This is a genomic window from Streptococcus australis ATCC 700641 (assembly GCF_000186465.1).
GTDB classification, from domain to species: domain Bacteria; phylum Bacillota; class Bacilli; order Lactobacillales; family Streptococcaceae; genus Streptococcus; species Streptococcus australis.
In genome coordinates, this window is sequence record NZ_GL636091.1 from 1,064,981 (window position 1) to 1,087,234 (window position 22,254).

Sequence of the window (22,254 nt, forward strand, 5' to 3'; positions counted from 1 at the left end):
TTGTTTAACCTGAGCTAGTAGTGATTGGTCAAACCACCACAAATAGTATCCTCATCAATAATCCTTTCTATCCATTAACTTTTGGATATAGGATATCCTCCCAAGATTTGCTTCCATGAGTTAGATGAGTTGATTATCCTCAATCCTTGTTTGCCTCATTTTCTTTTACGAGATCGTTTTGTGAATCTTTTTCAGAGAGTTTTTGATCGATATACTTGTCAATGTTTTCGTAAAATTCCTTGGTCGCCTCACTATCTAATTTTGTCGAATTATGGACTTGATTGACTTTCAATTGAACAGATTCAATACCGTAAGAGGCTTGTTTTTGGCGAATGGTTTCTAATTCTTCTTCTGAAATCGGATCTCCAACAACTGTCAAGACCAATTCATTATTCCTTGACTTGTAGACTTGATTAATGACCGTATGATTAGCGAACTCTTTTCCTACAAACTGTTTGATCCCTTCTTTTCGCGCTTGATCCATCGTCAGAGTGACTGCTGAATAGCAGGCTGGAAGGACCAATAATACAATCAAGGATATCAACCCAATTTTCATTTTAATGTTTAGCTCATTAAATGAACTTAAGGGAGATTTTCTCATCAAAATTCTTGTTCCAACAATGTTGATTAGCATGATAAAGACACAGTTGATCAAGAAAAGATAGAGAGCTCCAAATAAGAATCGTACATTTCCATTAGCTAAACCATAACCTGCAGTACAGATAGGTGGCATTAGAGCAGTTGCAATGGCTACTCCTGGCACAATATTGTTTGCTTCTTTTTTCCTTGAACCAATAAAACCTGCTATCCCACCAGCAATAGCAATGAGAACATCCCAAATGGTTGGAGAGGTTCGTGCAATCAATTCGCTACTTGCATAAGATAAGGGAGAAATCCAGAAATATAGAGTCGAGACAAGCAAACTGACCAATACTTGAGTAAATAAAACCCCTAGAGATTGCTTGATTAAACGCGTATCAAAAATAGCTAAACCAAACCCCAGTCCAATAATCGGTGTCATAAGAGGGGAAATCAGCATGGCTCCAATAATGACAGCTGTTGAATTCATATTTAGACCTATAGAGGCAATAAAAATCGAACACATCAAAATCACTGTATCTCTTAATCGAACATGAAGGTCATCATATAGTTTCTCGCGGAATTCACGTGTTGAATAGTTTCTGGTCATTGGTTACTCCTTTTATTTCATATAATCTTGTTTCTGAATGGATGATGGTAGAGAGACTTATGTTCAATCTTACATACTTTAAATTCTCACCTATTATTCTTTTGAAAATTTTCCTTTAAGTAGCCATCAGTCCATCCTTAACATTATATCAAAAATTTCACAGCCTTTTTCTGAAGAAATCTATCAATTGAACAGATAGAGAAAGTCAGAAATTTTAGATTCCTTATTCAAGGAAAGAAGAACGGTATCTCCTCTGAAAGAAGATACCGTTTTAATGTTTAAACATGATGAGTGTGTTGCAGCAATCCTAGCTGATATCGCCAACAAATCTCGTGTTGAAAAATAACAGATAGAAAAGCTAGGCTTCAAACCTAGCTTTTTTGTGGATTGAAAATAATTATTCAAGCGCTATTTTAGTGACCTCTATGTTGTGATTATTATTTTTTCTATTGCACAACCTTTTTCTTTCTCTTTCTTTACAAATCAAAGTATAACTCCCATTTTTCAAAGAAATTTGCTATAATGAAAGGACAGAGATTTGAAGAAGCAAAGAAAAAATAGAAGTAGGTACATGTATGAAGAAAATTCTTGTTGTAGATGATGAAAAGCCGATTTCTGATATTATAAAATTCAATATGGCCAAAGAAGGCTATGAAGTCTTGACTGCCTTCGATGGAAAAGAAGCACTGGCTGTTTTCGAAGCTGAGAGCCCAGATATTTTGATCTTGGACCTCATGCTTCCTGAAATTGATGGTTTGGAAGTAGCGCGTACCATTCGAAAGACCAGTAATGTACCGATTATTGTCTTATCTGCAAAAGATACAGAATTTGATAAGGTTATCGGTCTTGAAATTGGTGCGGATGACTATGTGACTAAGCCATTCTCAAATCGTGAGCTTCAAGCTCGCGTAAAAGCTTTGTTGCGTCGGACAGAACTAACGGTAGAATCACAGACAGAGTCTACATCAGATTCAGATATTGTGATTGGTGATTTGAAAATCATTCCGGATACCTTCCTTGCTCAGAAAAAAGGCAAAGAGCTCGAGTTGACCCATCGCGAATTTGAGTTGCTCTATCACTTGGCGACCCATGTAGGCCAAGTCATGACCCGTGAGCATTTGCTGGAAACAGTCTGGGGCTACGATTATTTTGGGGATGTTCGGACAGTGGACGTAACGATTCGACGTTTGCGTGAAAAAATCGAAGATATTCCAGGCCGTCCGGAGTATATTTTAACGCGCCGCGGTGTCGGTTACTATATGAGAAACAATGATTAATCACATCAAAGAAGTCATGACCTCTTATAATTTTGTTTTTATATTACTCACTCTTGGGTTTATTATCGTGGTGGCCTTGCTGATTCTAGAAAATCGTCGGGATAACATGAAGCTACGCTTGTTGAATGATAAAATTAAGAGTTTGATTGCTGGAGAATATTCCGATATCATTGATTTACAAGGAGGTCCTGAATTGACAGAGATTTCCAACAATATCAATGATTTATCAGAAGTTATCCGTTTGACTCATGAAAATTTGGAGCAAGAAACCAAGCGCTTGACCAGCATTCTTTCCTATATGACAGATGGGGTTTTAGCGACCAATCGTCGTGGGCAGATTATCCTGGTCAATGAAATGGCTGCCAAACAACTTAATGTCGTGGTCGAAGAGGTCATGAACATCAGTATTCTGGATTTGCTTGGTATTAGTGAAGAGTATGAACTGCGAGACTTGATTACCAATGTTCCGGAACTGACTATCGATTCGCAGGATGAAAATGGGGAGTACATCTCTTTACGGGTTCGCTTCGCCTTGATTCGGAGAGAGTCTGGTTTCATTTCTGGTCTAGTTGCCGTTTTGCATGATACAACCGAACAGGATAAGGAAGAGCGGGAACGTCGTTTATTCGTATCCAACGTAAGTCATGAACTCCGAACACCGCTGACCAGTGTCAAATCCTACTTGGAAGCCTTGGATGATGGGGCCATTTCGGAACCAGTCGCACCGGAATTTGTCAAAGTATCTTTGACAGAGACCAACCGGATGATGCGGATGGTGACGGATTTATTGAGTCTTTCACGGATTGATAATGAAACCAGTCAATTGGATGTTGAATTGACCAACTTTACAGCCTTTATCACCTTCATTTTGAATCGATTCGATAAGATGAAGAGTCAGGCTGGAGAGAAGAAATATGATATTGTTCGTGATTATCCCATTTCTCCTGTCTGGGTTGAAATTGACACAGATAAGATGACGCAGGTTTTAGACAATATCTTAAATAACGCCATTAAATATTCCCCAGATGGTGGGGAAATTCGTGTGGGAATGAAAACGACAGATGCCCAGTTGATTATCTCGATTTCGGATGAGGGCTTAGGGATTCCTAAAAAGGACCTCCCACGAATTTTTGACCGCTTTTATCGCGTGGATAAGGCACGTAGTCGCGCCCAGGGTGGGACTGGTTTAGGACTGGCCATTGCCAAGGAAATTATCAAGCAGCACAAAGGATTTATCTGGGCCAAGAGTGAATATGGAAAAGGTTCTACTTTCACGATTGTTCTACCATATGATAAAGATGCTATCCTAGATGATGGATGGGATAATGAAGGTGAATAAGAAAACAAATGGATGAAAAAGGGTTTAAGTATAGTATTTTAGCTTCAGGATCGAGTGGTAATTCTTTTTACATAGAGACTCCTAAGAAGAAAATTCTAGTAGATGCAGGCTTGTCCGGGAAGAAAATTACAGGTTTGCTTGCAGAGATTGATCGCAAACCCGAAGATCTTGATGCTATTTTGATCACACATGAACATTCGGATCACATTCATGGCGTTGGTGTGCTAGCTCGTAAATACGGGATGGACCTATACGCCAATGAAGCTACCTGGAAGGCCATGGAGGGAAGCAAATACCTTGGGAAGGTCGATGACTCCCAGAAACATTTATTTGAAATGGGCAAGACCTTAACCTTCGGGGATTTGGATGTGGAAAGTTTTGGTGTCAGCCATGATGCTGCGGCTCCCCAGTTCTATCGGTTCATGAAGGATGGGAAGAGCTTTGTCATGCTGACCGATACAGGTTATGTCAGTGATCGAATGGCAGGGATTATTGAAAATGCAGATGGCTATTTGATCGAGTCCAACCACGATGTGGAAATTCTACGAGCTGGCTCTTATGCTTGGCGATTAAAGCAGCGGATTTTATCTGATTTGGGCCACCTCTCTAATGAAGATGGTGCGGATGCCATGATTCGGACTCTAGGCAATAAGACTAAGAAAATTTATCTGGGCCACTTATCGAAAGAAAACAATATCAAGGAATTGGCCCATATGACCATGGTTAATCAACTGGCTCGAGCAGATCTAGCAGTGGGGCATGATTTTGACGTCTTGGATACATCTCCAGATACAGCGACTCCATTAGTAGATATCTAGATGATTAAAAGAGGAGATGAGCTCATCTCCTTTTTAGGTCAGTAGTGTAAGCTTGAAATGAGTGGAAGGATAGGAGCAGTTAGTTTGAAATATGTGTATATAACAGTAGGGTTTATTTCCTTAGGATTAGGGATTATTGGGATTCCATTACCTATTTTACCAACGACCCCATTTCTTTTATTAGCTATGGCTTGTTTTGCCAAGAGTTCTCAACGCTTTGAAAAATGGTTGCATGGGACCAAGCTGTACCAAACTTATGTAGCGGATTATCGGGAAACCAAGTCGATCTCTAAAAAGCGGAAAAAAAGAATTATTCTACAAATTTATCTTTTGATGGGGATTTCCATTTACCTGGCACCACTCTGGTTTGTGAAATTAGGTCTATTGGGATTAACTATTTTTATCAGTTATTATTTGTTCAAAGTGATTCCGGATAAAGAAGAATAATATAAGGAAAGAATAGGTCCTAAATCCTATCTTGAAAACAAGGGAAAGGAGTGCGATACGCACTCTTTTTTGGTATAATAGAGGGGTGTATCTTTTGGACAGAATAGGTTACAGGATTCGATCCAGATGCATAAATGAAGAAAGAAAGTAGTAACGTGATGCAAGCCTTATATAACCTCCTTGCTGAGAAATTTCGTCTGACTTTTGACGATACAGAATTGTTGGAAACAGCTTTTACACATACCTCATATGCGAATGAGCATCGCCTCTTAAAAATTTCACATAATGAACGTTTGGAATTTTTAGGAGACGCTATTCTCCAGTTAGTGATTTCCGAATATTTATTTGCCCTCTACCCAAGTAAGCCAGAGGGTGATTTGTCAAAAATGCGTTCCATGATTGTTCGTGAGGAAAGCCTGGCCGGCTTTTCCCGTGATTGTGGTTTCGATCAATTTATCAAACTTGGCAAGGGAGAGGAAAAATCTGGTGGACGGAACCGCGACACCATCTTAGGAGATTTGTTTGAAGCTTTTTTAGGAGCCTTGCTCTTGGATAAGGGTGTGGAGACTGTTCGGGATTTCATTCAGCAAGTCATGATTCCTAAAGTCGAGGCAGGCCAATTTGAGCAAGTGATTGACTATAAGACGCGCTTGCAAGAAATTCTTCAAATCCATGGGGATGTCTTGATTACCTATGAGGTGACGAGTGAGTCAGGACCAGCTCATGCCAAAGAATTTGAAGTGCAAGTGTCTGTCAATGGGAAAATAATTGGTCAAGGACGTGGCCGGTCAAAAAAGGCTGCAGAACAAGAGGCAGCTAAAAAAGCTGTGGAGAATAAGGTGGATCCCTCATGTATTTAAAGGAAATTGAGATTCAAGGGTTTAAGTCTTTTGCAGATAAGACCCGGGTTATCTTTGACCAAGGGGTCACCGCAGTGGTTGGCCCTAATGGATCTGGAAAATCAAACATTACAGAAAGTCTGCGCTGGGCTTTAGGAGAGTCAAGCGTCAAGAGCCTACGTGGTGGCAAGATGCCGGATGTGATTTTTGCAGGGACTGAAACTCGGAAACCCTTGAACTACGCCTGCGTAACGGTAGTACTGGATAACCGGGACGCTTTTATCAAACATGCTGCTAAGGAAATCCGAGTGGAGCGTCATATTTATCGTTCGGGTGATAGTGAGTACAAGATTGATGGTAAGAAAGTTCGTTTGAGAGATGTCCATGATCTCTTTATGGATACTGGACTTGGTAGAGATTCTTTCTCTATTATTTCCCAAGGGAAGGTTGAAGAAATCTTTAACTCCAAACCAGAAGAGAGACGGGCTATTTTTGAGGAAGCCGCTGGGGTTCTTAAATTTAAGACTCGTCGCAAGGAAACGGAAGCTAAGTTGGTTCAGACCCAGGATAATTTGGACCGTCTGGAAGACATTATTTTTGAATTAGAAGGGCAAATCAAACCGCTTGAAAAGCAAGCGCTTGTGGCCAAACGTTTCTTAGAATTGGATCAAGAACGCCAAATTCTCTATTTGGATGTTTTGATCGCACAAATTGAAGTCAATAAGAAAGACTATGATCAAGCCGTCCAAGAAGAAGCTTCCATTCAGGAACAATTAAAGGCTTATTACCAGAAAAGAGAAGAGTATGAGGCGGAAAGTCTCCGCTTGAAACAGAGTCGTCAGGCCCTTCAGCACCAATTATCGGATGATCAAGCTAGTCTCTTAGAATTGACTCGCCTCTTAAGTGATTTGGAAAAACAAATCGAATTGGCACGCCTGGAGTCGCAACAGGTCGCCCGAAGCCGTCAGGAAAATCAAGAGCGGGTCAATAGTCTGGAAGAACGCCTACAAGTTCTTCGGAATCAGTTGGATGAAAAACAAGTCAATACAAAAAGTCTTCAAGAAGAACTGGAAAAGAGCCAAGAAGCTCTTGAAGGTCTGGAGAAGGAGTTGGCCAGCTTCTCAGAAGATCCAGATCAGGTGATTGATTATTTACGTGAAAAATACGTGGCCTTGATGCAGGATGAAGCGGAGCGATCAAACGGATTAACAACCATTGAAAATCAATTGGAAGCCTCAGCTCAATTGTCACAAAGTAAAAAGGAAGATTACCAAAATCAAATCCAAATGGTGACAGAGTTGCAGGAAAAAGAGCAGGTTGCTCAAGAAGCTTATCAAGGAGCTCAAGAGCATCTGAAACACTTGCTTGAGACCTATCAATCAGAGGCAAAACGGTTTGAGGAAGCTCGCAAGGCTTATCAAGAAGCGCAAGCCAAGATGTTTGATCTACTTGATCAAAGTAAGGAAAAACAGGCTCGCATTAACAGTTTAGAGGCGATTCAAAAAAATCATAGTAATTTTTATGCGGGCGTGAAGAGTGTCTTGCAAGAAGCGACTCGCTTAGGTGGAATCGTGGGAGCTGTCAGTGAAAAACTTTCCTTCTCACCAGAGTATCAGACTGCCTTAGAGATTGCTCTGGGAGCCAGCAGTCAGCATATTATCGTAGAAGACGAAGGAGCAGCAACACGGGCAATCGAACATCTGAAGAAGAATCGCTCGGGTCGGGCAACCTTCCTTCCTTTGACAACTATTAAACCACGCTACCTTGCAGGAAAGAATCAAGAACTGATTGAATCCTGTCCAGGATTCCTAGGGATGGCTAGCAGTTTGGTGGACTATGATCCTTCCCTCGAGTCGATTTTTCAAAACCTTTTGGGTGTCACAGCTATTTTTGATACGATTGAGCACGCCAAGGTGGCTGCCCGCAAGGTTGCCTACCAAGTTCGTATCGTGACGCTCGATGGAACCGAACTGCGCACGGGTGGTTCCTATGCAGGGGGAGCGAATCGAAGCAATAATTCGATTTTTATCAAGCCAGAACTGGATCGCTTGCACCAAGAATTGGTCTCTCTTCAGAAGAACTTGCGAGAAGTAGAAGGGCAAGTGCAAGAGCAACAGGACCAAGTGACCCAATCACAAGAAAAACTAGAATCTTTGAAAGGTCAAGGAGAAGGGGCACGACTAGAAGAGCAACGCCTTCAATTGGCTTTTGAGCAAGCTCACCAGCAACTCTTGGATGCCCAAGAACTGTTAGAACTTATCCGTACAGAGCTGGATGAAGGTAGCGACCAGGAGCTCCTCCAAAAACGGGATGACTTGCAAGCGCGACTGAAAGAAATTGAGGCGGAAAAAGAGCAAGTCACTGCTGAGATTGAAGAAGTCAAGCTCAATAAAGATGTCGTTGTCGAGAAAATTGAAAATTTACGAGCAGCCATTGCCAAGCTCCAATTACAGAAAACAGAGTTGAAGAGTCGATTGACCTATGACCAGACAGATGCCGAACGCTTGCAGCAAGAGTTGGCTACTACTGAACGGGAAATCCAGGCTCTCCAATACGCGATTGAGCAGGGAGAAGATCGACATGAGCAAATCGATGTTTCTGTCCTTGAAAAACAACTGCAAGCAACCCTTCAAGAGAAAACCGCTCTGGAGCAAGCTGTGATTCGTAAGCAATTTGAATTAGAGGATTTGGAAGGCCAGTCTGAAGATGTAGCGGGTCATATGGAACAAGCCCGCCGTCAAAATGAGGAGTGGATTCGCCTCCAGGCTAAAGCAGAATCTAATCGTGATCGCCTGGCAGATAAGCTAAATAAACTGATGTTAGCTCTGACCGATGAATTCAAGATGAGTTTTGAAGAGGCATCTAATCAGGCCAACGAACTAGAAAATCTAGCTCAGTCTGAGCAAGTCTTAAAAGACTTGGAGAAAGCGATTAAAGCCTTAGGACCTGTCAATATTGATGCTATCGAACAATACGATGAGGTCAAGACGCGATTTGATTTCCTTTCCGGACAACGAGAAGATGTCTTGGCAGCCAAAAATCTTCTTCTCGAAACCATTAATGACATGAATGATGAGGTGAAAGAACGCTTTAAATCTACATTCGAAGCGATTCGTGAATCTTTCCGAGTCACCTTTAAACAGATGTTTGGGGGAGGATCAGCTGATCTTATCTTGACGGATGGAGATCTCTTGTCAGCTGGGGTCGAGATTTCTGTCCAACCGCCTGGTAAGAAAATTCAATCCTTGAATTTGATGAGTGGTGGGGAGAAAGCTTTGTCAGCATTGGCGTTACTCTTCTCAATCATTCGTGTCAAGACTATTCCATTTGTCATCTTGGATGAGGTAGAAGCGGCTCTAGACGAAGCCAATGTAAAACGGTTTGGAGATTATCTTAATCGTTTTGATAAGGAAAGTCAGTTTATCGTGGTTACCCACCGTAAGGGAACCATGGCTGCAGCAGATTCCATCTATGGAGTGACCATGCAAGAATCCGGAGTCTCTAAGATTGTATCTGTGAAGCTGAAAGATATAGAAGGAATGGATAATGGAAATTAAATTAGTCGCAACAGACATGGATGGGACCTTTTTGGATGAAAATCATCAATTTGATCAAGCTTTATTCCTAAAGGTACTAAAGAAGTTTCAAGAAAAAGGGACCTACTTTGCGGCAGCAAGTGGTCGGCCTCTCCTCTCTTTGAAGACAATCTTTAAAGAGGTCCAGGATCAGATTATTTTCATAGCTGAAAACGGCAGTGTTGTTGAGTTTCATGGTGAAGATGTCTATGAAGCGACCATGAGTCCAGATTTTTATCAAGCTATGTTTGCCAAGTTACAAGAAAGTCCCTATTTCGATAAAAATAAGTGCTTGTTAACGGGAAAACGCGGGAGCTATGTTTTAAAGACCGTTGATTCAGACTATCTAACTGCTTCGCAAAATTACAATGAAAACATTCAAATGGTGTCAGATTTTTCAGAAATTGATGATCTTGTCTTTAAGATGACCACCAATTTTGACCAAGAAGTATTAGCGGAAGGTGAAGCCTGGGTTACCCAAAATGTTGAGGGTGTTAAGGCCATGACGACGGGTTATGAGTGTATTGATATTGTCTTGGATTATGTGGACAAGGGAGTCGCCATTCAAGCCCTAATGGATCAGTTGGGCATTAGTCGAGACCAAGTCCTAGCTTTTGGAGATAATCTCAATGATCTTCATATGATGCAGGTTGTTGGCCATCCAATTGCACCAGAAAATGCCCGTCCAGAGATTTTGGAATTGGCTGAAACCATATTGCCCCATCATTCGACAGGATCTGTCCTGCGCTATATGGAGGAAGAATTATGAGTCAGATTAAGGTTGTCGCACTAGACTTGGACGGTACTCTCTTAAACTCAGAAAAGAAAATCTCCCCTCGGAACCTGGCTGCCATTCGTGCAGCACAAGAAAAAGGGGTCAAGGTGGTTTTGACGACGGGACGTCCTCTCAAGGCCATGGATTTTCTGCTCCAAGAGATTGGAACAGCCGGCTTGTCGGATGAATACACCATTACCTTTAATGGAGGCTTGGTACAAAAGAATACAGGAGAGATCATTGCGAAAACAGTTTTCTCTCGAGATGATGTCGTCCGCATTTATGAAGAGACAGAAGCCCTTGGTTTGCCCTTAGACGCCATTAGTGAGGGGGATGTTTATACACTGGCATCTGATCAAGAATCTCTTTACCCTCTCTATAATCCTTACTTGAACTTTATTCCTGTTTCTATTGAGGATTTGTCCAGTCAGATAGCTTATAATAAGTGTGTAACGGCCTTTCAACAGGACTATTTGGATGGAGCTATTCCAAAGATTTCTCCTGAATTAAGAGAGCGTTTTGAGATTTTTAAATCTAGAGACATGCTCTTGGAATGGTGCCCCAAAGGAGTGCAAAAGGATCGAGGCTTAGAAGCTTTGGTGGAGTATTTAGGAATCGATGCTAGCCAAGTCATGGCTTGTGGAGATGAGGCCAACGATGCCAGCATGTTAAAATGGGCAGGACTAGGAATCGCCATGGCCAATGCGGTGGATGAGGTGAAAGAGATTGCCACACTAGTCTCAGGCTACACCAATGATGAAGATGCAGTCGGAAGAGCGATTGAAGAATATGTATTGAAGGAGGGTCAATAATGGGATTATTTGACCGACTATTTGGAAGAAAAAAAGAAGAAACAAAACCACAAGCCCAAGAACTTACAGAAGAGCTTGTGGAAAGTCCTGAGGAAGCAAGTTCCTTAGTTGAGCCAGAAACAAGTAAGGCTTCACAAAGTGATGAAGCTAAGATTTCGGCAATGGAAGCCTACTATGCGGAATTGAAGGAGCGAATGGCTGCCGAATCAGCGCGATCAGCTCAAGAGTCGAAAGCATTTATTGAAGAATCACCTACAGAAGAGCCTGTCAAACAGGATACAGCTGTCCAGGAAGAGGCCGCTTCTCAAGTAGAGCAGGATACCTCTCCTGAGGAAGTAGCTGAGCCAGCTTCTGTGACTGAAGACCAGACTTTAGAACTAGAAGCTTCACAAGAAGTGAGTGTGAATGAGGAGCAACTAGATTCTTCATCAGATCTTGTCCAAGAAGCCCTTGAAGAAGAAGTTCTTGTAAGGCCAGATATAGAAGCTGAGACTTCAAGCCCTTCCAAAGAACCTGAGGAGGTAGTTGAAGAAGAGTCTGAAGTTGTGCCAGAATTGGAAGTGGTAAAGGAAGCACCAATTCTTGAAGAAGAAACACTTGAAAGTTTAGAGGCAGTAACCGAAGAGCTTGAAGCAGAATCACCAGTAGAAGAACCTACTAGCGAACCTGAAATTTCCGAAGAGGTTGAAGAAGAGCCTGTAGTAGAAGAAACGACAAGTGAGCCAGAAATTGCTGAACCAACAGAAACGGTTCAAGATAAATACAATCGGAGCTTGAAGAAAACTCGGACCGGCTTTGGAGCAGCTCTTAATGCCTTCTTTGCCAACTTCCGTTCTGTCGATGAAGATTTCTTTGAAGAGTTAGAAGAACTCTTGATTATGAGTGACGTAGGGGTCCAGGTCGCATCGAATCTGACAGAAGAGCTCCGCTATGAAGCGCGTTTGGAAAATGCCAAGAAACCGGATGTCTTGCGCCGAGTGATCATTGAAAAATTGGTGGATCTCTACGAAAAGGATGGCCAATACAATGAGCAAATCAACTTTAAAGATGGCTTGACTGTCATGCTTTTTGTGGGAGTTAATGGCGTTGGGAAAACCACTTCTATCGGAAAACTAGCTCATAAGTACAAGAAGGAAGGCAAAAAAGTGATGCTAGTCGCAGCAGATACCTTCCGAGCAGGCGCCGTTGCTCAGTTGGCCGAATGGGGACGCCGTGTGGATGTACCTGTTGTCACTGGTCCTGAAAAATCAGATCCTGCAAGTGTGGTCTTTGATGGAATGGAACGGGCAGTAGCAGAACAAGTCGATGTTTTGATGATTGATACAGCCGGCCGCCTTCAGAATAAAGACAATCTTATGGCCGAGTTGGAAAAAATCGGTCGCATTATCAAGCGAGTGGATCCTACAGCCCCTCATGAAACCTTCTTGGCCCTGGATGCGTCTACAGGACAAAATGCGCTGGTTCAAGCCAAGGAATTCTCAAAGATTACTCCGATTACTGGTATCGTTCTCACTAAGATTGATGGAACAGCTCGAGGAGGAGTGGTTCTTGCGATTCGAGAAGAATTGGATATTCCAGTGAAATTAATCGGTTTTGGTGAAAAAATCGATGATATCGGTGAATTTAATTCTGAAAACTTTATGCGTGGCTTGTTAGAAGGTTTGATATAAACAAAAAAACTCATCTCCGAAGAGAGATGAGTTTTTTGAATGTAGACAAACTATTGTTTTACATAAAACGGCTAGATGATTTTCAAAAAATGACTTTTATTTTTTAGCCATTTAAGAAGATTGAAAACTTTCCGCCGTGAGAAAAGTGCTAGAGACACTAGTGTTTCTAGCACTCGGGAGTTTTGAGAGTAAAACAGTTCGGCGAACTGTTTTAGCCTAAGCCTAGAAATATAAAAGCGAAGAGGCTCAAAACTAATTGAACACGGGCTGCGGATTGTGTCAAAAAGATAAGTTCTCCTAGAATCGAAAGATTCTGTGTCAAACTTCCTATTTTGACTTTATCCGCAGACGCCCTTTGTATCTTAATAAGTCATGGAACTTCGTAGAAGTTCCATGACGTCCGTACTCACCTAAGGGAAGTTTTTCAGAAGACTTTATCTTCAATCTGAAAACTCATCTCTCTTCGGAGATGAGTTTTTAAGTTGCACCTTTAGTCAGTTGAACGATTTATTCTTCAATTGCTGGTTGCCAGACCCATTCAGCATTGTAATCCTTCAAGAGGTCGAAGGAAGCTTGAGGTCCCATGGTTCCAGATTTATATTCATGAAGAGGTACTTGATTTTCAGACCACATGTGTTCGATTCGGTCAATCAAGCTCCAAGATGCTTTTACTTCGTTCCAATGGCTAAAGTTGGTAGAATCATTATTTAAGACATCATAGATCAACTTTTCGTAAGGCTCTGGAGAAGCACCGGTCGCTGTCGCATCCGTTTCATAGTCAAAAGATATCGGAGCAATCTGGAATTGTTCACCGACTTCTTTCCCGTTGACACTGAGAGAGAAACCTTCATTCGGTTGAATGTAGATGGTCAGCACATTTGGTGCAATTTCTTGACCAAAAATAGAGTCCATCTGTTTGAAGACCACATTCACATGGGTTCCCTTTTTTGTCAGACGTTTTCCTGTACGGAAGAAGAAAGGTACTCCACGGAAGCGATCGCTGTCCACAAAGAAGGCACCAGAGGCAAAGGTCTCGGTCATGGACTCAGGATTGACATTTGGTTCACTGCGATAAGAGATGTCTTTTTTTCCTTGGATTTTTCCTGAACGGTACTGGCCTCGGATAAATTGTTTCTTTAATTCTTCATCAGAAGGGTTAACCAATTGTTCAAAAACTTTCACCTTCTCTTTACGGATGTCTTCCTTGGTGAAGGAGGCTGGTTTGTCCATAGCTAAGAGAGAAAGCAATTGGAGGGTATGGTTTTGGACCATGTCGCGGAGGGCACCAGATTCATCATAGTAGCCACCACGTTCTTCGACTCCTAGTCGTTCTGCGAAAGTGATTTGAACATTATCGATATAGTCACGGTTCCAGACGTTTTCAAAGATTAGGTTGGCAAAACGGAGGGCGAAGATGGACTGGATCATTTCTTTACCGAGGTAATGGTCAATCCGGAAAATTTGCTCTTCCTCAAAGGTTTCTTCCAGTTCTTTGTTGAGCTGACTAGCTGTTTCTAAATCCGTTCCAAATGGTTTTTCAACGATCAAACGTTCAAAACCTTTTCCATCCACAATGCCTTCAGATTTCAAATGTTTGGCAATTGTTCCAAAGAATTGAGGTGCCATGGATAGGAAGAAGAGTTTATTATGCTCAGCTTGGTAGGTGTCATTGAGCTGATTTTGAAGTTCACGAAGCTTGATGTAGTGCTCCGTGTCATTAACATCGTGACTTTGATAGTAAAAATGACTGGCAAATTCCTGCGCCTGTTCAGGACTGTTTGCTAAATCCGAAATGGATTCAACGACAACGGATTCAAAGTATTCTTTGCTCCAAGGACGACGAGCAGTTCCAATCACTGCAAAATGCTCTGAAAGATTTCCAGTTTTATAGAGTCTAAAAAGGGAAGGGTAGAGCTTGCGGTGGGCTAAATCTCCACTGGCCCCGAAAATGGTTACAATTACTTTTGAGGACATGTTCATACCTATTTTCTAACTTGATAAACCATATTCTACCATAAAATTCAGAAAATTTCTCTTTGAAAGTAAAAGTATCCTGACTTTCATAGGAAAGAAAAGGAGAGAAGCCACGAAAAAAGGTTGGACCGAAAGGTCACAACCTGTTGAGTGATAGACTGCCTAGAATACCCGATAAACATAAGGATTGGCGGGTTTTTCTACTGAGTGAGCTTCCTCTATGTCTAAGACAGGAAGGCTTTGGCCAAGTTGTTTATGGTATTGGATCTTGAGAGTTCCAGTCGCTTGGACCCAGGTATTGTCTTCATAGGTTTGAGAGGCTCCTTTGGTTAACAAACCATAGACACCTGAGTCGGCGATACAGTGGATAATCCCAAAACGGAAAAGGAACTGACTGCCCGGATCCTGGGGATCCTTATAAATGAAGCCGGTTAGGGTGAAGGTTTTTCCAGCAAATTCATCTGGATAGTCGTAGATGACTTCCATGACTTCCATATAGTTTTCTGTCGTGATCTGGATATGATCCTGCTTGAGGTACTTCTTGGCTGCAGCCCTCATCTCAGATTCATAAGCGGATTTGGTGAAATAACTGCTGGTATCTGGCTTGAGGTATTGGTTGGTTGTTCCCTCGTCATTTTGAATATCTTTAGAAGAGCCAGCCGCAATGGGGAAATGATAGCCCTTGGCTGAAACCGTTTGGGAGTCCAAGGTCACAGTCGGGAAGCCGATCCCTACAATCAAGGGAATCAGGAGCAGAAGAATACTCATGACTTTGGCTTTTTTACTGGTGAGATGACTATGAACGGGCAGATTCTTCATCCAAATATAGAGCTGGACGACAGCCAAGAGGAAGGAAAGAATCATTGAGATATAGGCTAAATAGGAATAATGCATATTGATGTATTGGTTGAGCTTACCAGATAGCTGCAAATACATAGTAATTTCGAAATAGCCTGCTAAAATGACAAATCGAATCATAGGACCACCCCCACAAACCAAGCATAAACCAAGACAACTAGGCTAACGATGCTAATGAATTGGACAATAAAGCGATTGGTCAGATAATTCTTCATCATCAAGAGGTTCTTGACATCTAGCATAGGTCCGATAACCAAGAAGGCTAGGACAGGAGCCAAGCCAAAACTTGAGAGGAGGGAAGAGCCAATAAAGGCGTCAGCCTCACTACACAAAGAGAGGAGGAAGGAGAGAAGCATAAGGAGAAGAATGGCTAGGAGTGGCGTCGCGGAGATAGAAGTCAGCACGCGAGTTGGCACATAAACCTGAACCACGCTGGCAAATAAACAACCGAAGACCAGATAGCGTCCAGTATCGAAAAACTCATCAATGGCCTGCACAAATACTTGAAAGAAGCGTTGACCGGCGGATAGTTTTGAAAAGTCATGAACATGGACTTCCTTACGGTTGGCCCGTTGGATAGAAGCTGTTTGGAAAAATCCTAGGAAAATCCCCAGAACAGTTGCCACCAGGATCGATCCGATGGCCCGTAGGAGAGCCATTTGAATGGAATTCCCAAAGGCAGAATAAGTAGCAAAGAGCACAATGGGGTTAATAACCGGGGCTGTCACTAGGAAGGGCACAGCTGTATAGCTAGGGACCTTCTTCTCTAAAAAGCGATTGATAATGGGGACGATGCCACACTCACAGGAAGGGAAAATAAAGCCAATCAAGGTCCCAAACAGAATTCTCCCCCATTTATTTTTAGGAAGAGCTCGGTAGACTTTTTCAGGGGTGATATAGACATCGATTGCCCCTGAAATGAGACTTCCAATCAAAACAAAAGGAAGGGCTTCAATCATAATTGAAAGAAAAATTGCTCCAGCTTGAAGGACACTGGTTGGCAGCTGTTGGAAGAAACTCATTTGTCAGAATCCTTCTGCACTTTTTCCCCTGCTGTTTCATTCTTCTTGTCATCTGGTAAAGTGACTTGAGGGGGATCTGGGAAGACAGCAAATTCCTCAAAGAGTTTGTCTAAATCGTCTGTTTTTGAAAATTTAATCGCCATGATAGGTCTCCTTTTCTTTTTTCTCATTATATCAAATTCTCAAAAAAGAGGGGAAAATCAAGTCCAAAAGTGAGATGAAAAAGCAGTATAGAAGGCCTTCTATGGTATAATAGAAGCTATGGAAAAATATGAAAAAATAGCCCAAGAACTGGGCGTCAGTCTCAAACAAATTGATACTGTTTTAACCTTAACAGCAGAGGGATACACCATCCCCTTTATCGCTCGGTATCGGAAAGATGCTACAGGGAATCTAGATGAAGTAGCCATCAAAGCTATTATCGATATGGACAAGTCTTTGACAGCCTTGGCTGATCGGAAAGAAACTGTCCTCGCTAAGATTGAAGAGCTTGGGAAACTGACCCCAGCCTTAAAAGAAGCGATTGAGCAGGCTGAAAAACTGGCAGATGTGGAAGAATTGTATCTTCCCTACAAGGAAAAGCGCCGGACCAAGGCTACCATTGCGCGTGAGGCAGGCCTTTTCCCACTTGCTCGGATGATTTTGCAAGATCAAAAGGACTTGGAAACTTCAGCAGAAGAATTCCTATCTGAAGGATTTCCAACTGTAAAGGATGCAATCTCTGGTGCTATCGATATCTTGGTCGAAGCGATTGCAGAAGACCCGCAATTGCGTAACCTCACCTACCAGGAGATTCGCAAACACTCCTTGATCACTTCTAGCTTGAAGGATGAGAGCAAAGACGAGAAGCAAGTCTTCCAAATCTATTATGATTTTTCTGAGAAGATTGCAAACATGCAGGGCTACCGAACACTTGCCTTAAACCGTGGAGAAAAATTGGGGGTATTAAAGGTTGGATTTGAGCATCCTGTAGACCGTTTGATTCGTCACTTTGAAGCTCGATTTAAATCGAAGAATAGCTACATCGAAGAAGTTATTAACCAAGCTCTGAAAAAGAAAATGCTACCAGCTATGGAGCGTCGAATTCGGACAGAATTTACAGAAGTGGCAGAAGATGGGGCCATTCAGCTTTTCTCTGAAAATCTTCGTCACCTCTTGCTGATTGCTCCCCTCAAGGGGCGCGTGGTCTTAGGCTTTGACCCAGCTTTCCGGACAGGAGCCAAATTGGCTGTTGTCGATCAAACAGGAAAGATGTTAACCACTCAGGTGATTTATCCTGTTGCACCGGCTAAAGCAACACAAATTGAAGCTGCAAAAGAAGAACTGAAACGGTTGATTCGTCAATACAGCGTGGAAATCATTGCGATTGGGAATGGAACGGCAAGTCGAGAAAGCGAAGCCTTTGTTGCGGAAGTCCTCAAGGAAGTTCCAAATGTGAGTTATGTCATTGTGAATGAAAGTGGTGCATCTGTTTATTCAGCTAGTGAATTGGCTCGCCATGAGTTTCCGGAACTGACAGTTGAAAAGCGTTCAGCCATCTCCATTGCCCGTCGTTTGCAGGATCCATTGGCTGAGTTGGTCAAGATTGATCCGAAATCAATCGGAGTCGGCCAGTACCAGCACGATGTCAGCCAGAAGAAATTATCTGAAAGCCTTGATTTTGTTGTCGATACTGTGGTGAACCAAGTCGGAGTTAATATTAACACTGCTAGTCCAGCCCTCTTGTCCCACGTGGCTGGTCTCAATAAAACCATTTCTGAGAACATCGTGAAGTACCGGGAAGAAGAAGGGTTGATCACTTCTCGGGCACAGATTAAAAAGGTTCCTCGTCTGGGAGCCAAGGCTTTTGAACAGGCAGCTGGTTTCTTACGGATTCCAGAAAGTGAGAATTTCCTCGATCGGACAGGGGTCCATCCAGAAAGTTACCCTGCAGTGAAGAAGCTCTTTACCTTACTAGGGATTAGGGAGATGGATGAAGAAGCCCAAGTCAAATTAAAACAAATTGACACAGTTTCTATGGCCCAGGAGCTTGAAATTGGCCCTGAGACCTTAAAAGATATTGTCGCAGATCTTCTCAAACCTGGTCGTGATTTACGTGATTCTTTTGATGCTCCCGTCCTTCGCCAGGATGTTCTTGATTTGAAGGACTTGAAGATTGGTCAAAAACTAGAAGGGGTTGTCCGCAATGTTGTTGACTTTGGGGCCTTTGTCGATATTGGGATTCATGAAGATGGTTTGATCCACATTTCACAAATGAGCCAGCAATTTATCAAGCATCCAAGTCAAGTTGTTTCAGTTGGCGACCTAGTGACCGTTTGGGTTTACAAGATTGATTTAGAACGGGAAAAAGTAAATCTTTCCCTCTTGGCACCACATGAATCTAACTAAATACGTTCAAGAAGTATCGTTGGAAGATTTTGGCCGCCCCTTTCTTCATCAAGCCATCTGGAATAATCGCCTGCGTTCGACCGGTGGTCGCTTCTTTCCTAAAGATGGTCATTTAGATTTCAATCCCAGAATACTAGAAGGATTTGGCTGGGAGATTTTTCGAAAGATTGTCCGTCATGAGTTGTGTCACTATCATCTCTACTATATGAAAAAAGGGTATCGTCATCAGGATCAAGATTTCAAGGCCTTGCTCAAAGAGGTAGATGGCTTGCGTTATGCCCCTTCAGTTGATAAGGAAAACTATAAGATTTATGTTTGTACGAGCTGTGGGCAAAAATTCAGAAGAAAGCGGCAGATTAATCTTCAAAAGTACCGCTGTGGCCGGTGCAGAGGACTACTCAGGTATCAAGGTACAACTAAACTAGGAAATCGGCCTTGAGTCTGATGACAGTGACTTGATTTCGGGATATACTGTTCTAAAATAATAGGAGGTAGGCCCTTGAATCCAATATTTTATAAAGTACGTCGAGGCAGAATCGTTTTTGGAGTATTTGCTGGACTAGCGGATCGATTTGGGCTCGATGCAAACCTATTGCGTTTTCTCTTTGTGCTTTTTAGTATCTTTCATTTTTATGGGCTTGTAGGCTTAGCTATTTATTGCCTTTGTGCCTTCTCCTTGCCTTATAAAGAAGATCTTGAAAGAGAAAAGTACGGCCTCGGACCTCGCAAACGTAAGGATGCTCAAGTGATCAAAGATGACGATTCATTCTTTTAAAGAATTTTCATGAATCGAATAAGAATGTGAGGCTGGGACAAAAGTCCTAGCCTCTCAATTGTCTTTTGATTATCGAGCAAGACGCAGTGGTTGAGTGAGCTCTACTATGCTGATTTCATCAGCTTTTACAGCCCTACTCAACTGTGCGGAGGTGGGACGTCGAAATCGAATTCTAACGAATTACCGATTTCTGTCCCACTCTCATCTTTTTTTCAAAAGAAGAAACGATTGAAAAATGGGAAAAAAGGATAAATAGGGAAATCAAAGGGTACTGGAATGCGTGTGAGAATAATAGCCTCAGTTTCGATACTAAAAAATGATGCTTGAGCAAGTCTTACCAGGGAATAATTTGCTATAATAGAAAGAGAAAAGAAAAAGGGAGAAGCCTATGGCAATAACAGTCCGAGATTTAATTAAAAAGCTTCGTTTGAAGGTTATTTATGGCAATGAAAGTCTCTTTGATAAGGAGATTACAACGGCAGATATTTCACGACCTGGACTTGAAATGACAGGATATTTTGATTACTATACTCCAGAGCGGATTCAATTGGTTGGGATGAAAGAGTGGTCTTACCTCATCAAGATGACCTCCCACAATCGACACCAAGTATTGAGAAAGATGTTTCAGCCGGAAACGCCCGTACTCATTATCGCGCGGGATCTAGAGGTTCCTGAAGAAATGCTCCTAGCTGCAGAGGAAAAGCAAATCGCGATTTTAAGCAGTCGCGTTCCAACTAGTCGCCTATCTGGTGAACTATCAAGCTACCTAGATTCTCTCCTTGCGGAAAGAACTAGTGTCCATGGTGTCTTGATGGATATCTATGGCATGGGGGTTCTGATCCAAGGAGATAGTGGAATCGGGAAGAGTGAGACTGGTTTAGAGCTCGTCAAACGAGGGCATCGTTTGGTAGCAGATGACCGGGTAGATGTCTTCGCCCGTGATGAGATGACCTTGTGGGGTGAGCCTGCTGAAATTCTACGTCATATGCTAGAGATTCGGGGAGTAGGGATCATTGATGTTATGAGTCTCTATGGTGCCAGTGCTGTGAAAGATTCTTCACAGGTTCAAATCGCGGTCTATTTAGAAAACTACACCAAGGAACAAACCTACGATCGTCTTGGCAATAATGCAGAAGAAATTGAGTTCTGTGGAGTGACTATTCCAAGAATTCGCATCCCTGTTAAGACAGGTCGCAATATTTCCGTTGTCATTGAGGCAGCAGCAATGAACTACCGCGCCAAAGAAATGGGATATGATGCTACTAAAACCTTTGAAGATCGATTGACCCAGTTGATTGATCAGAATGAGGTGAAAGTATGAATCCAGTAGCCATTCAACTTGGTCCCTTTAGCATTCGCTGGTATGCGATTTGTATCGTCCTCGGTCTCCTTTTGGCGGTTATCCTGTCTATGAAAGAAGCCCCTCGTAAAGGGATAGAGTCAGACGATATTATTGATTTCATTCTGATTGCTTTTCCAGTAGCGATCATAGGGGCCCGTCTTTACTATGTTATTTTTCAATGGTCTTATTACAGGGAACACCCAGGAGAGATTTTTGCCGTATGGAACGGTGGGATTGCTATCTATGGTGGACTCCTGGCAGGGGCTCTAGTCCTCTACCTATTTTCACGCAGTCGTTTGATTGACCCAGTTGATTTTTTAGATATCGCTGCACCGAGTGTCATGATTGCTCAAAGTATTGGCCGTTGGGGCAATTTTGTTAACCAAGAAGCCTACGGAGCCATTGTTAAGAATTTAGATTATTTACCTTCTTTCATTCGGAATCAGATGTTTATTGATGGACATTACCGTCAACCGACCTTCTTATATGAATCTTGTTGGAACTTGCTTGGTTTTGTGCTGATTCTTTACTTGCGTCGTCGTCCGAAACTGTTGAGAAAGGGCGAAATTACTGCTTTCTATCTAATCTGGTATGGCTTTGGTCGAATGATTATTGAAGGAATGCGGACAGATAGCTTGATGTTTTTGGGAATTCGAGTTTCACAATGGCTTTCCCTGGTCCTCATCCTGCTTGGAATCAGCATCATGATCTATCAACGAAAAAAGAATGCACCATTTTATAGAACGGAAATAGATTAAGGAGAAAAGAAATGTTTATTGAAATTGCCTATGGGCTTTTAGGGTTAGCTTTAGTAGTTTTGGTCATCTACTTGATTATCTTGTTTTCAAAGATTGGAAAAGTTGTAGATGAGACTCAAGTAACGATTAAGACCTTGACATCAGATGTAAATGTAACCTTACACCAAACCAATGAGTTGTTAGCAAAAGTGAATGTTTTGACAGAAGATTTGAATCAAAAAGTTGCAACCATTGATCCACTCTTCACAGCAGTGGCAGATTTATCTGTATCTGTGTCGGATCTGAATGATCAAGCACGTCAGATTAGCAAAAAAGCTGTCGTTGTTGGTGGAAAGACTGTTAAAACATCCGTCGGATTAAAAGCAGCTCGCATGGCTATGAAATTATTTAAATAAG

Annotated in this window: 20 protein-coding genes; 15 read left to right on the forward strand and 5 right to left on the reverse strand. The window is 42.1% G+C overall.

What is annotated here, in order from left to right; genetic code table 11:
- Positions 1–139 precede the first annotated feature (139 nt).
- Entirely contained in the window at positions 140–1,189 is a 1,050-nt protein-coding gene (locus tag HMPREF9421_RS04900; RefSeq protein WP_006595890.1) for a DUF389 domain-containing protein, read from the reverse strand.
- Positions 1,190–1,764: 575 nt separating this feature from the next.
- Here HMPREF9421_RS04900 and yycF point away from each other — a divergent pair.
- The 9 genes from yycF (at position 1,765) to ftsY (ending at position 12,741) form a co-directional block, all read left to right on the forward strand.
- Positions 1,765–2,466, forward strand: coding sequence for a response regulator YycF (gene yycF, locus HMPREF9421_RS04905; RefSeq protein WP_006595891.1), 702 nt, complete (start codon positions 1,765–1,767; stop codon positions 2,464–2,466).
- Entirely contained in the window at positions 2,459–3,805 is a 1,347-nt protein-coding gene (vicK, locus tag HMPREF9421_RS04910; RefSeq protein WP_006595892.1) for a cell wall metabolism sensor histidine kinase VicK, read from the forward strand. The genes yycF and vicK overlap by 8 nt, the downstream gene beginning before the upstream one ends.
- Positions 3,806–3,813: 8 nt before the next feature.
- Positions 3,814–4,623 carry an MBL fold metallo-hydrolase gene (locus tag HMPREF9421_RS04915; protein WP_006595893.1) on the forward strand — a complete coding sequence of 270 codons (810 nt, stop codon included), beginning with the start codon at positions 3,814–3,816 and terminating at the stop codon, positions 4,621–4,623.
- Between the two features lie 57 nt (positions 4,624–4,680).
- Complete coding sequence (locus tag HMPREF9421_RS04920) at positions 4,681–5,070, forward strand: YbaN family protein (RefSeq protein ID WP_006595894.1); 390 nt, start codon at positions 4,681–4,683, stop codon at positions 5,068–5,070.
- 158 nt (positions 5,071–5,228) lie between these two features.
- Positions 5,229–5,930 (forward strand): ribonuclease III, encoded by a 702-nt coding sequence (gene rnc / locus HMPREF9421_RS04925; protein ID WP_006596983.1) that lies wholly within the window; start codon positions 5,229–5,231, stop codon positions 5,928–5,930.
- Entirely contained in the window at positions 5,921–9,466 is a 3,546-nt protein-coding gene (gene smc / locus HMPREF9421_RS04930; RefSeq protein ID WP_006595896.1) for a chromosome segregation protein SMC, read from the forward strand. The genes rnc and smc overlap by 10 nt, the downstream gene beginning before the upstream one ends.
- Entirely contained in the window at positions 9,456–10,253 is a 798-nt protein-coding gene (locus tag HMPREF9421_RS04935; protein ID WP_006595897.1) for an HAD family hydrolase, read from the forward strand. The genes smc and HMPREF9421_RS04935 overlap by 11 nt, the downstream gene beginning before the upstream one ends.
- Positions 10,250–11,071: a Cof-type HAD-IIB family hydrolase gene (locus tag HMPREF9421_RS04940; RefSeq protein ID WP_006595898.1), complete on the forward strand. Its 822-nt coding sequence runs from the start codon at positions 10,250–10,252 to the stop codon at positions 11,069–11,071. The genes HMPREF9421_RS04935 and HMPREF9421_RS04940 overlap by 4 nt, the downstream gene beginning before the upstream one ends.
- Entirely contained in the window at positions 11,071–12,741 is a 1,671-nt protein-coding gene (ftsY, locus tag HMPREF9421_RS04945) for a signal recognition particle-docking protein FtsY (RefSeq protein ID WP_006595899.1), read from the forward strand. The genes HMPREF9421_RS04940 and ftsY overlap by 1 nt, the downstream gene beginning before the upstream one ends.
- A 507-nt stretch (positions 12,742–13,248) precedes the next feature.
- Here the strand turns inward: ftsY and zwf are convergent.
- The 4 genes from zwf to HMPREF9421_RS10960 all read right to left on the reverse strand — a co-directional run bounded on the left by zwf (position 13,249) and on the right by HMPREF9421_RS10960 (position 16,738).
- Positions 13,249–14,715, reverse strand: a complete 1,467-nt coding sequence (gene zwf, locus HMPREF9421_RS04950; protein ID WP_006597382.1) for a glucose-6-phosphate dehydrogenase — start codon at positions 14,713–14,715, stop codon at positions 13,249–13,251.
- A 162-nt stretch (positions 14,716–14,877) separates the two neighbouring features.
- Complete coding sequence (locus tag HMPREF9421_RS04955; protein ID WP_006595901.1) at positions 14,878–15,693, reverse strand: TIGR03943 family putative permease subunit; 816 nt, start codon at positions 15,691–15,693, stop codon at positions 14,878–14,880.
- The gene (locus HMPREF9421_RS04960) at positions 15,690–16,595 is read right to left on the reverse strand and encodes a permease (RefSeq protein ID WP_006595902.1); all 906 of its coding nucleotides are present in this window, start codon (positions 16,593–16,595) and stop codon (positions 15,690–15,692) included. Before HMPREF9421_RS04960 ends, HMPREF9421_RS04955 begins: the two co-directional genes overlap by 4 nt.
- Complete coding sequence (locus HMPREF9421_RS10960; protein WP_006597372.1) at positions 16,592–16,738, reverse strand: SPJ_0845 family protein; 147 nt, start codon at positions 16,736–16,738, stop codon at positions 16,592–16,594. Before HMPREF9421_RS10960 ends, HMPREF9421_RS04960 begins: the two co-directional genes overlap by 4 nt.
- 118 nt (positions 16,739–16,856) lie before the next feature.
- Here HMPREF9421_RS10960 and HMPREF9421_RS04965 point away from each other — a divergent pair, with 118 nt between their 5' ends.
- From HMPREF9421_RS04965 to HMPREF9421_RS04985, 6 genes are all read left to right on the forward strand, one after another.
- Positions 16,857–18,983: a Tex family protein gene (locus HMPREF9421_RS04965; protein WP_006595904.1), complete on the forward strand. Its 2,127-nt coding sequence runs from the start codon at positions 16,857–16,859 to the stop codon at positions 18,981–18,983.
- Positions 18,970–19,422 carry a SprT family protein gene (locus tag HMPREF9421_RS10325; RefSeq protein ID WP_006595905.1) on the forward strand — a complete coding sequence of 151 codons (453 nt, stop codon included), beginning with the start codon at positions 18,970–18,972 and terminating at the stop codon, positions 19,420–19,422. The genes HMPREF9421_RS04965 and HMPREF9421_RS10325 overlap by 14 nt, the downstream gene beginning before the upstream one ends.
- A gap of 60 nt (positions 19,423–19,482) precedes the next feature.
- On the forward strand, positions 19,483–19,758 hold the full coding sequence (locus HMPREF9421_RS04970) for a PspC domain-containing protein (protein ID WP_006595906.1): 276 nt from the start codon (positions 19,483–19,485) through the stop codon (positions 19,756–19,758).
- Positions 19,759–20,146: 388 nt separating this feature from the next.
- On the forward strand, positions 20,147–21,079 hold the full coding sequence (gene hprK, locus HMPREF9421_RS04975) for an HPr(Ser) kinase/phosphatase (protein ID WP_006595907.1): 933 nt from the start codon (positions 20,147–20,149) through the stop codon (positions 21,077–21,079).
- The gene (gene lgt, locus HMPREF9421_RS04980; RefSeq protein WP_006595908.1) at positions 21,076–21,858 is read left to right on the forward strand and encodes a prolipoprotein diacylglyceryl transferase; all 783 of its coding nucleotides are present in this window, start codon (positions 21,076–21,078) and stop codon (positions 21,856–21,858) included. The genes hprK and lgt overlap by 4 nt, the downstream gene beginning before the upstream one ends.
- A gap of 11 nt (positions 21,859–21,869) precedes the next feature.
- On the forward strand, positions 21,870–22,253 hold the full coding sequence (locus HMPREF9421_RS04985; RefSeq protein WP_006595909.1) for a DUF948 domain-containing protein: 384 nt from the start codon (positions 21,870–21,872) through the stop codon (positions 22,251–22,253).
- Position 22,254: the final 1 nt, after the last annotated feature.

What these genes read in the sequence shown, in the direction of transcription:
- HMPREF9421_RS04900 (WP_006595890.1), bottom strand. Translation starts at nt 1,189, where the DNA reads ATGACCAGAAACTATTCAACACGTGAATTCCGCGAGAAACTATATGAT.
- yycF (WP_006595891.1), top strand. Translation starts at nt 1,765, where the DNA reads ATGAAGAAAATTCTTGTTGTAGATGATGAAAAGCCGATTTCTGATATT.
- vicK (WP_006595892.1), top strand. Translation starts at nt 2,459, where the DNA reads ATGATTAATCACATCAAAGAAGTCATGACCTCTTATAATTTTGTTTTT.
- HMPREF9421_RS04915 (WP_006595893.1), top strand. Translation starts at nt 3,814, where the DNA reads ATGGATGAAAAAGGGTTTAAGTATAGTATTTTAGCTTCAGGATCGAGT.
- HMPREF9421_RS04920 (WP_006595894.1), top strand. Translation starts at nt 4,681, where the DNA reads ATGAGTGGAAGGATAGGAGCAGTTAGTTTGAAATATGTGTATATAACA.
- rnc (WP_006596983.1), top strand. Translation starts at nt 5,229, where the DNA reads ATGCAAGCCTTATATAACCTCCTTGCTGAGAAATTTCGTCTGACTTTT.
- smc (WP_006595896.1), top strand. Translation starts at nt 5,921, where the DNA reads ATGTATTTAAAGGAAATTGAGATTCAAGGGTTTAAGTCTTTTGCAGAT.
- HMPREF9421_RS04935 (WP_006595897.1), top strand. Translation starts at nt 9,456, where the DNA reads ATGGAAATTAAATTAGTCGCAACAGACATGGATGGGACCTTTTTGGAT.
- HMPREF9421_RS04940 (WP_006595898.1), top strand. Translation starts at nt 10,250, where the DNA reads ATGAGTCAGATTAAGGTTGTCGCACTAGACTTGGACGGTACTCTCTTA.
- ftsY (WP_006595899.1), top strand. Translation starts at nt 11,071, where the DNA reads ATGGGATTATTTGACCGACTATTTGGAAGAAAAAAAGAAGAAACAAAA.
- zwf (WP_006597382.1), bottom strand. Translation starts at nt 14,715, where the DNA reads ATGTCCTCAAAAGTAATTGTAACCATTTTCGGGGCCAGTGGAGATTTA.
- HMPREF9421_RS04955 (WP_006595901.1), bottom strand. Translation starts at nt 15,693, where the DNA reads ATGATTCGATTTGTCATTTTAGCAGGCTATTTCGAAATTACTATGTAT.
- HMPREF9421_RS04960 (WP_006595902.1), bottom strand. Translation starts at nt 16,595, where the DNA reads ATGAGTTTCTTCCAACAGCTGCCAACCAGTGTCCTTCAAGCTGGAGCA.
- HMPREF9421_RS10960 (WP_006597372.1), bottom strand. Translation starts at nt 16,738, where the DNA reads ATGGCGATTAAATTTTCAAAAACAGACGATTTAGACAAACTCTTTGAG.
- HMPREF9421_RS04965 (WP_006595904.1), top strand. Translation starts at nt 16,857, where the DNA reads ATGGAAAAATATGAAAAAATAGCCCAAGAACTGGGCGTCAGTCTCAAA.
- HMPREF9421_RS10325 (WP_006595905.1), top strand. Translation starts at nt 18,970, where the DNA reads ATGAATCTAACTAAATACGTTCAAGAAGTATCGTTGGAAGATTTTGGC.
- hprK (WP_006595907.1), top strand. Translation starts at nt 20,147, where the DNA reads ATGGCAATAACAGTCCGAGATTTAATTAAAAAGCTTCGTTTGAAGGTT.
- lgt (WP_006595908.1), top strand. Translation starts at nt 21,076, where the DNA reads ATGAATCCAGTAGCCATTCAACTTGGTCCCTTTAGCATTCGCTGGTAT.
- HMPREF9421_RS04985 (WP_006595909.1), top strand. Translation starts at nt 21,870, where the DNA reads ATGTTTATTGAAATTGCCTATGGGCTTTTAGGGTTAGCTTTAGTAGTT.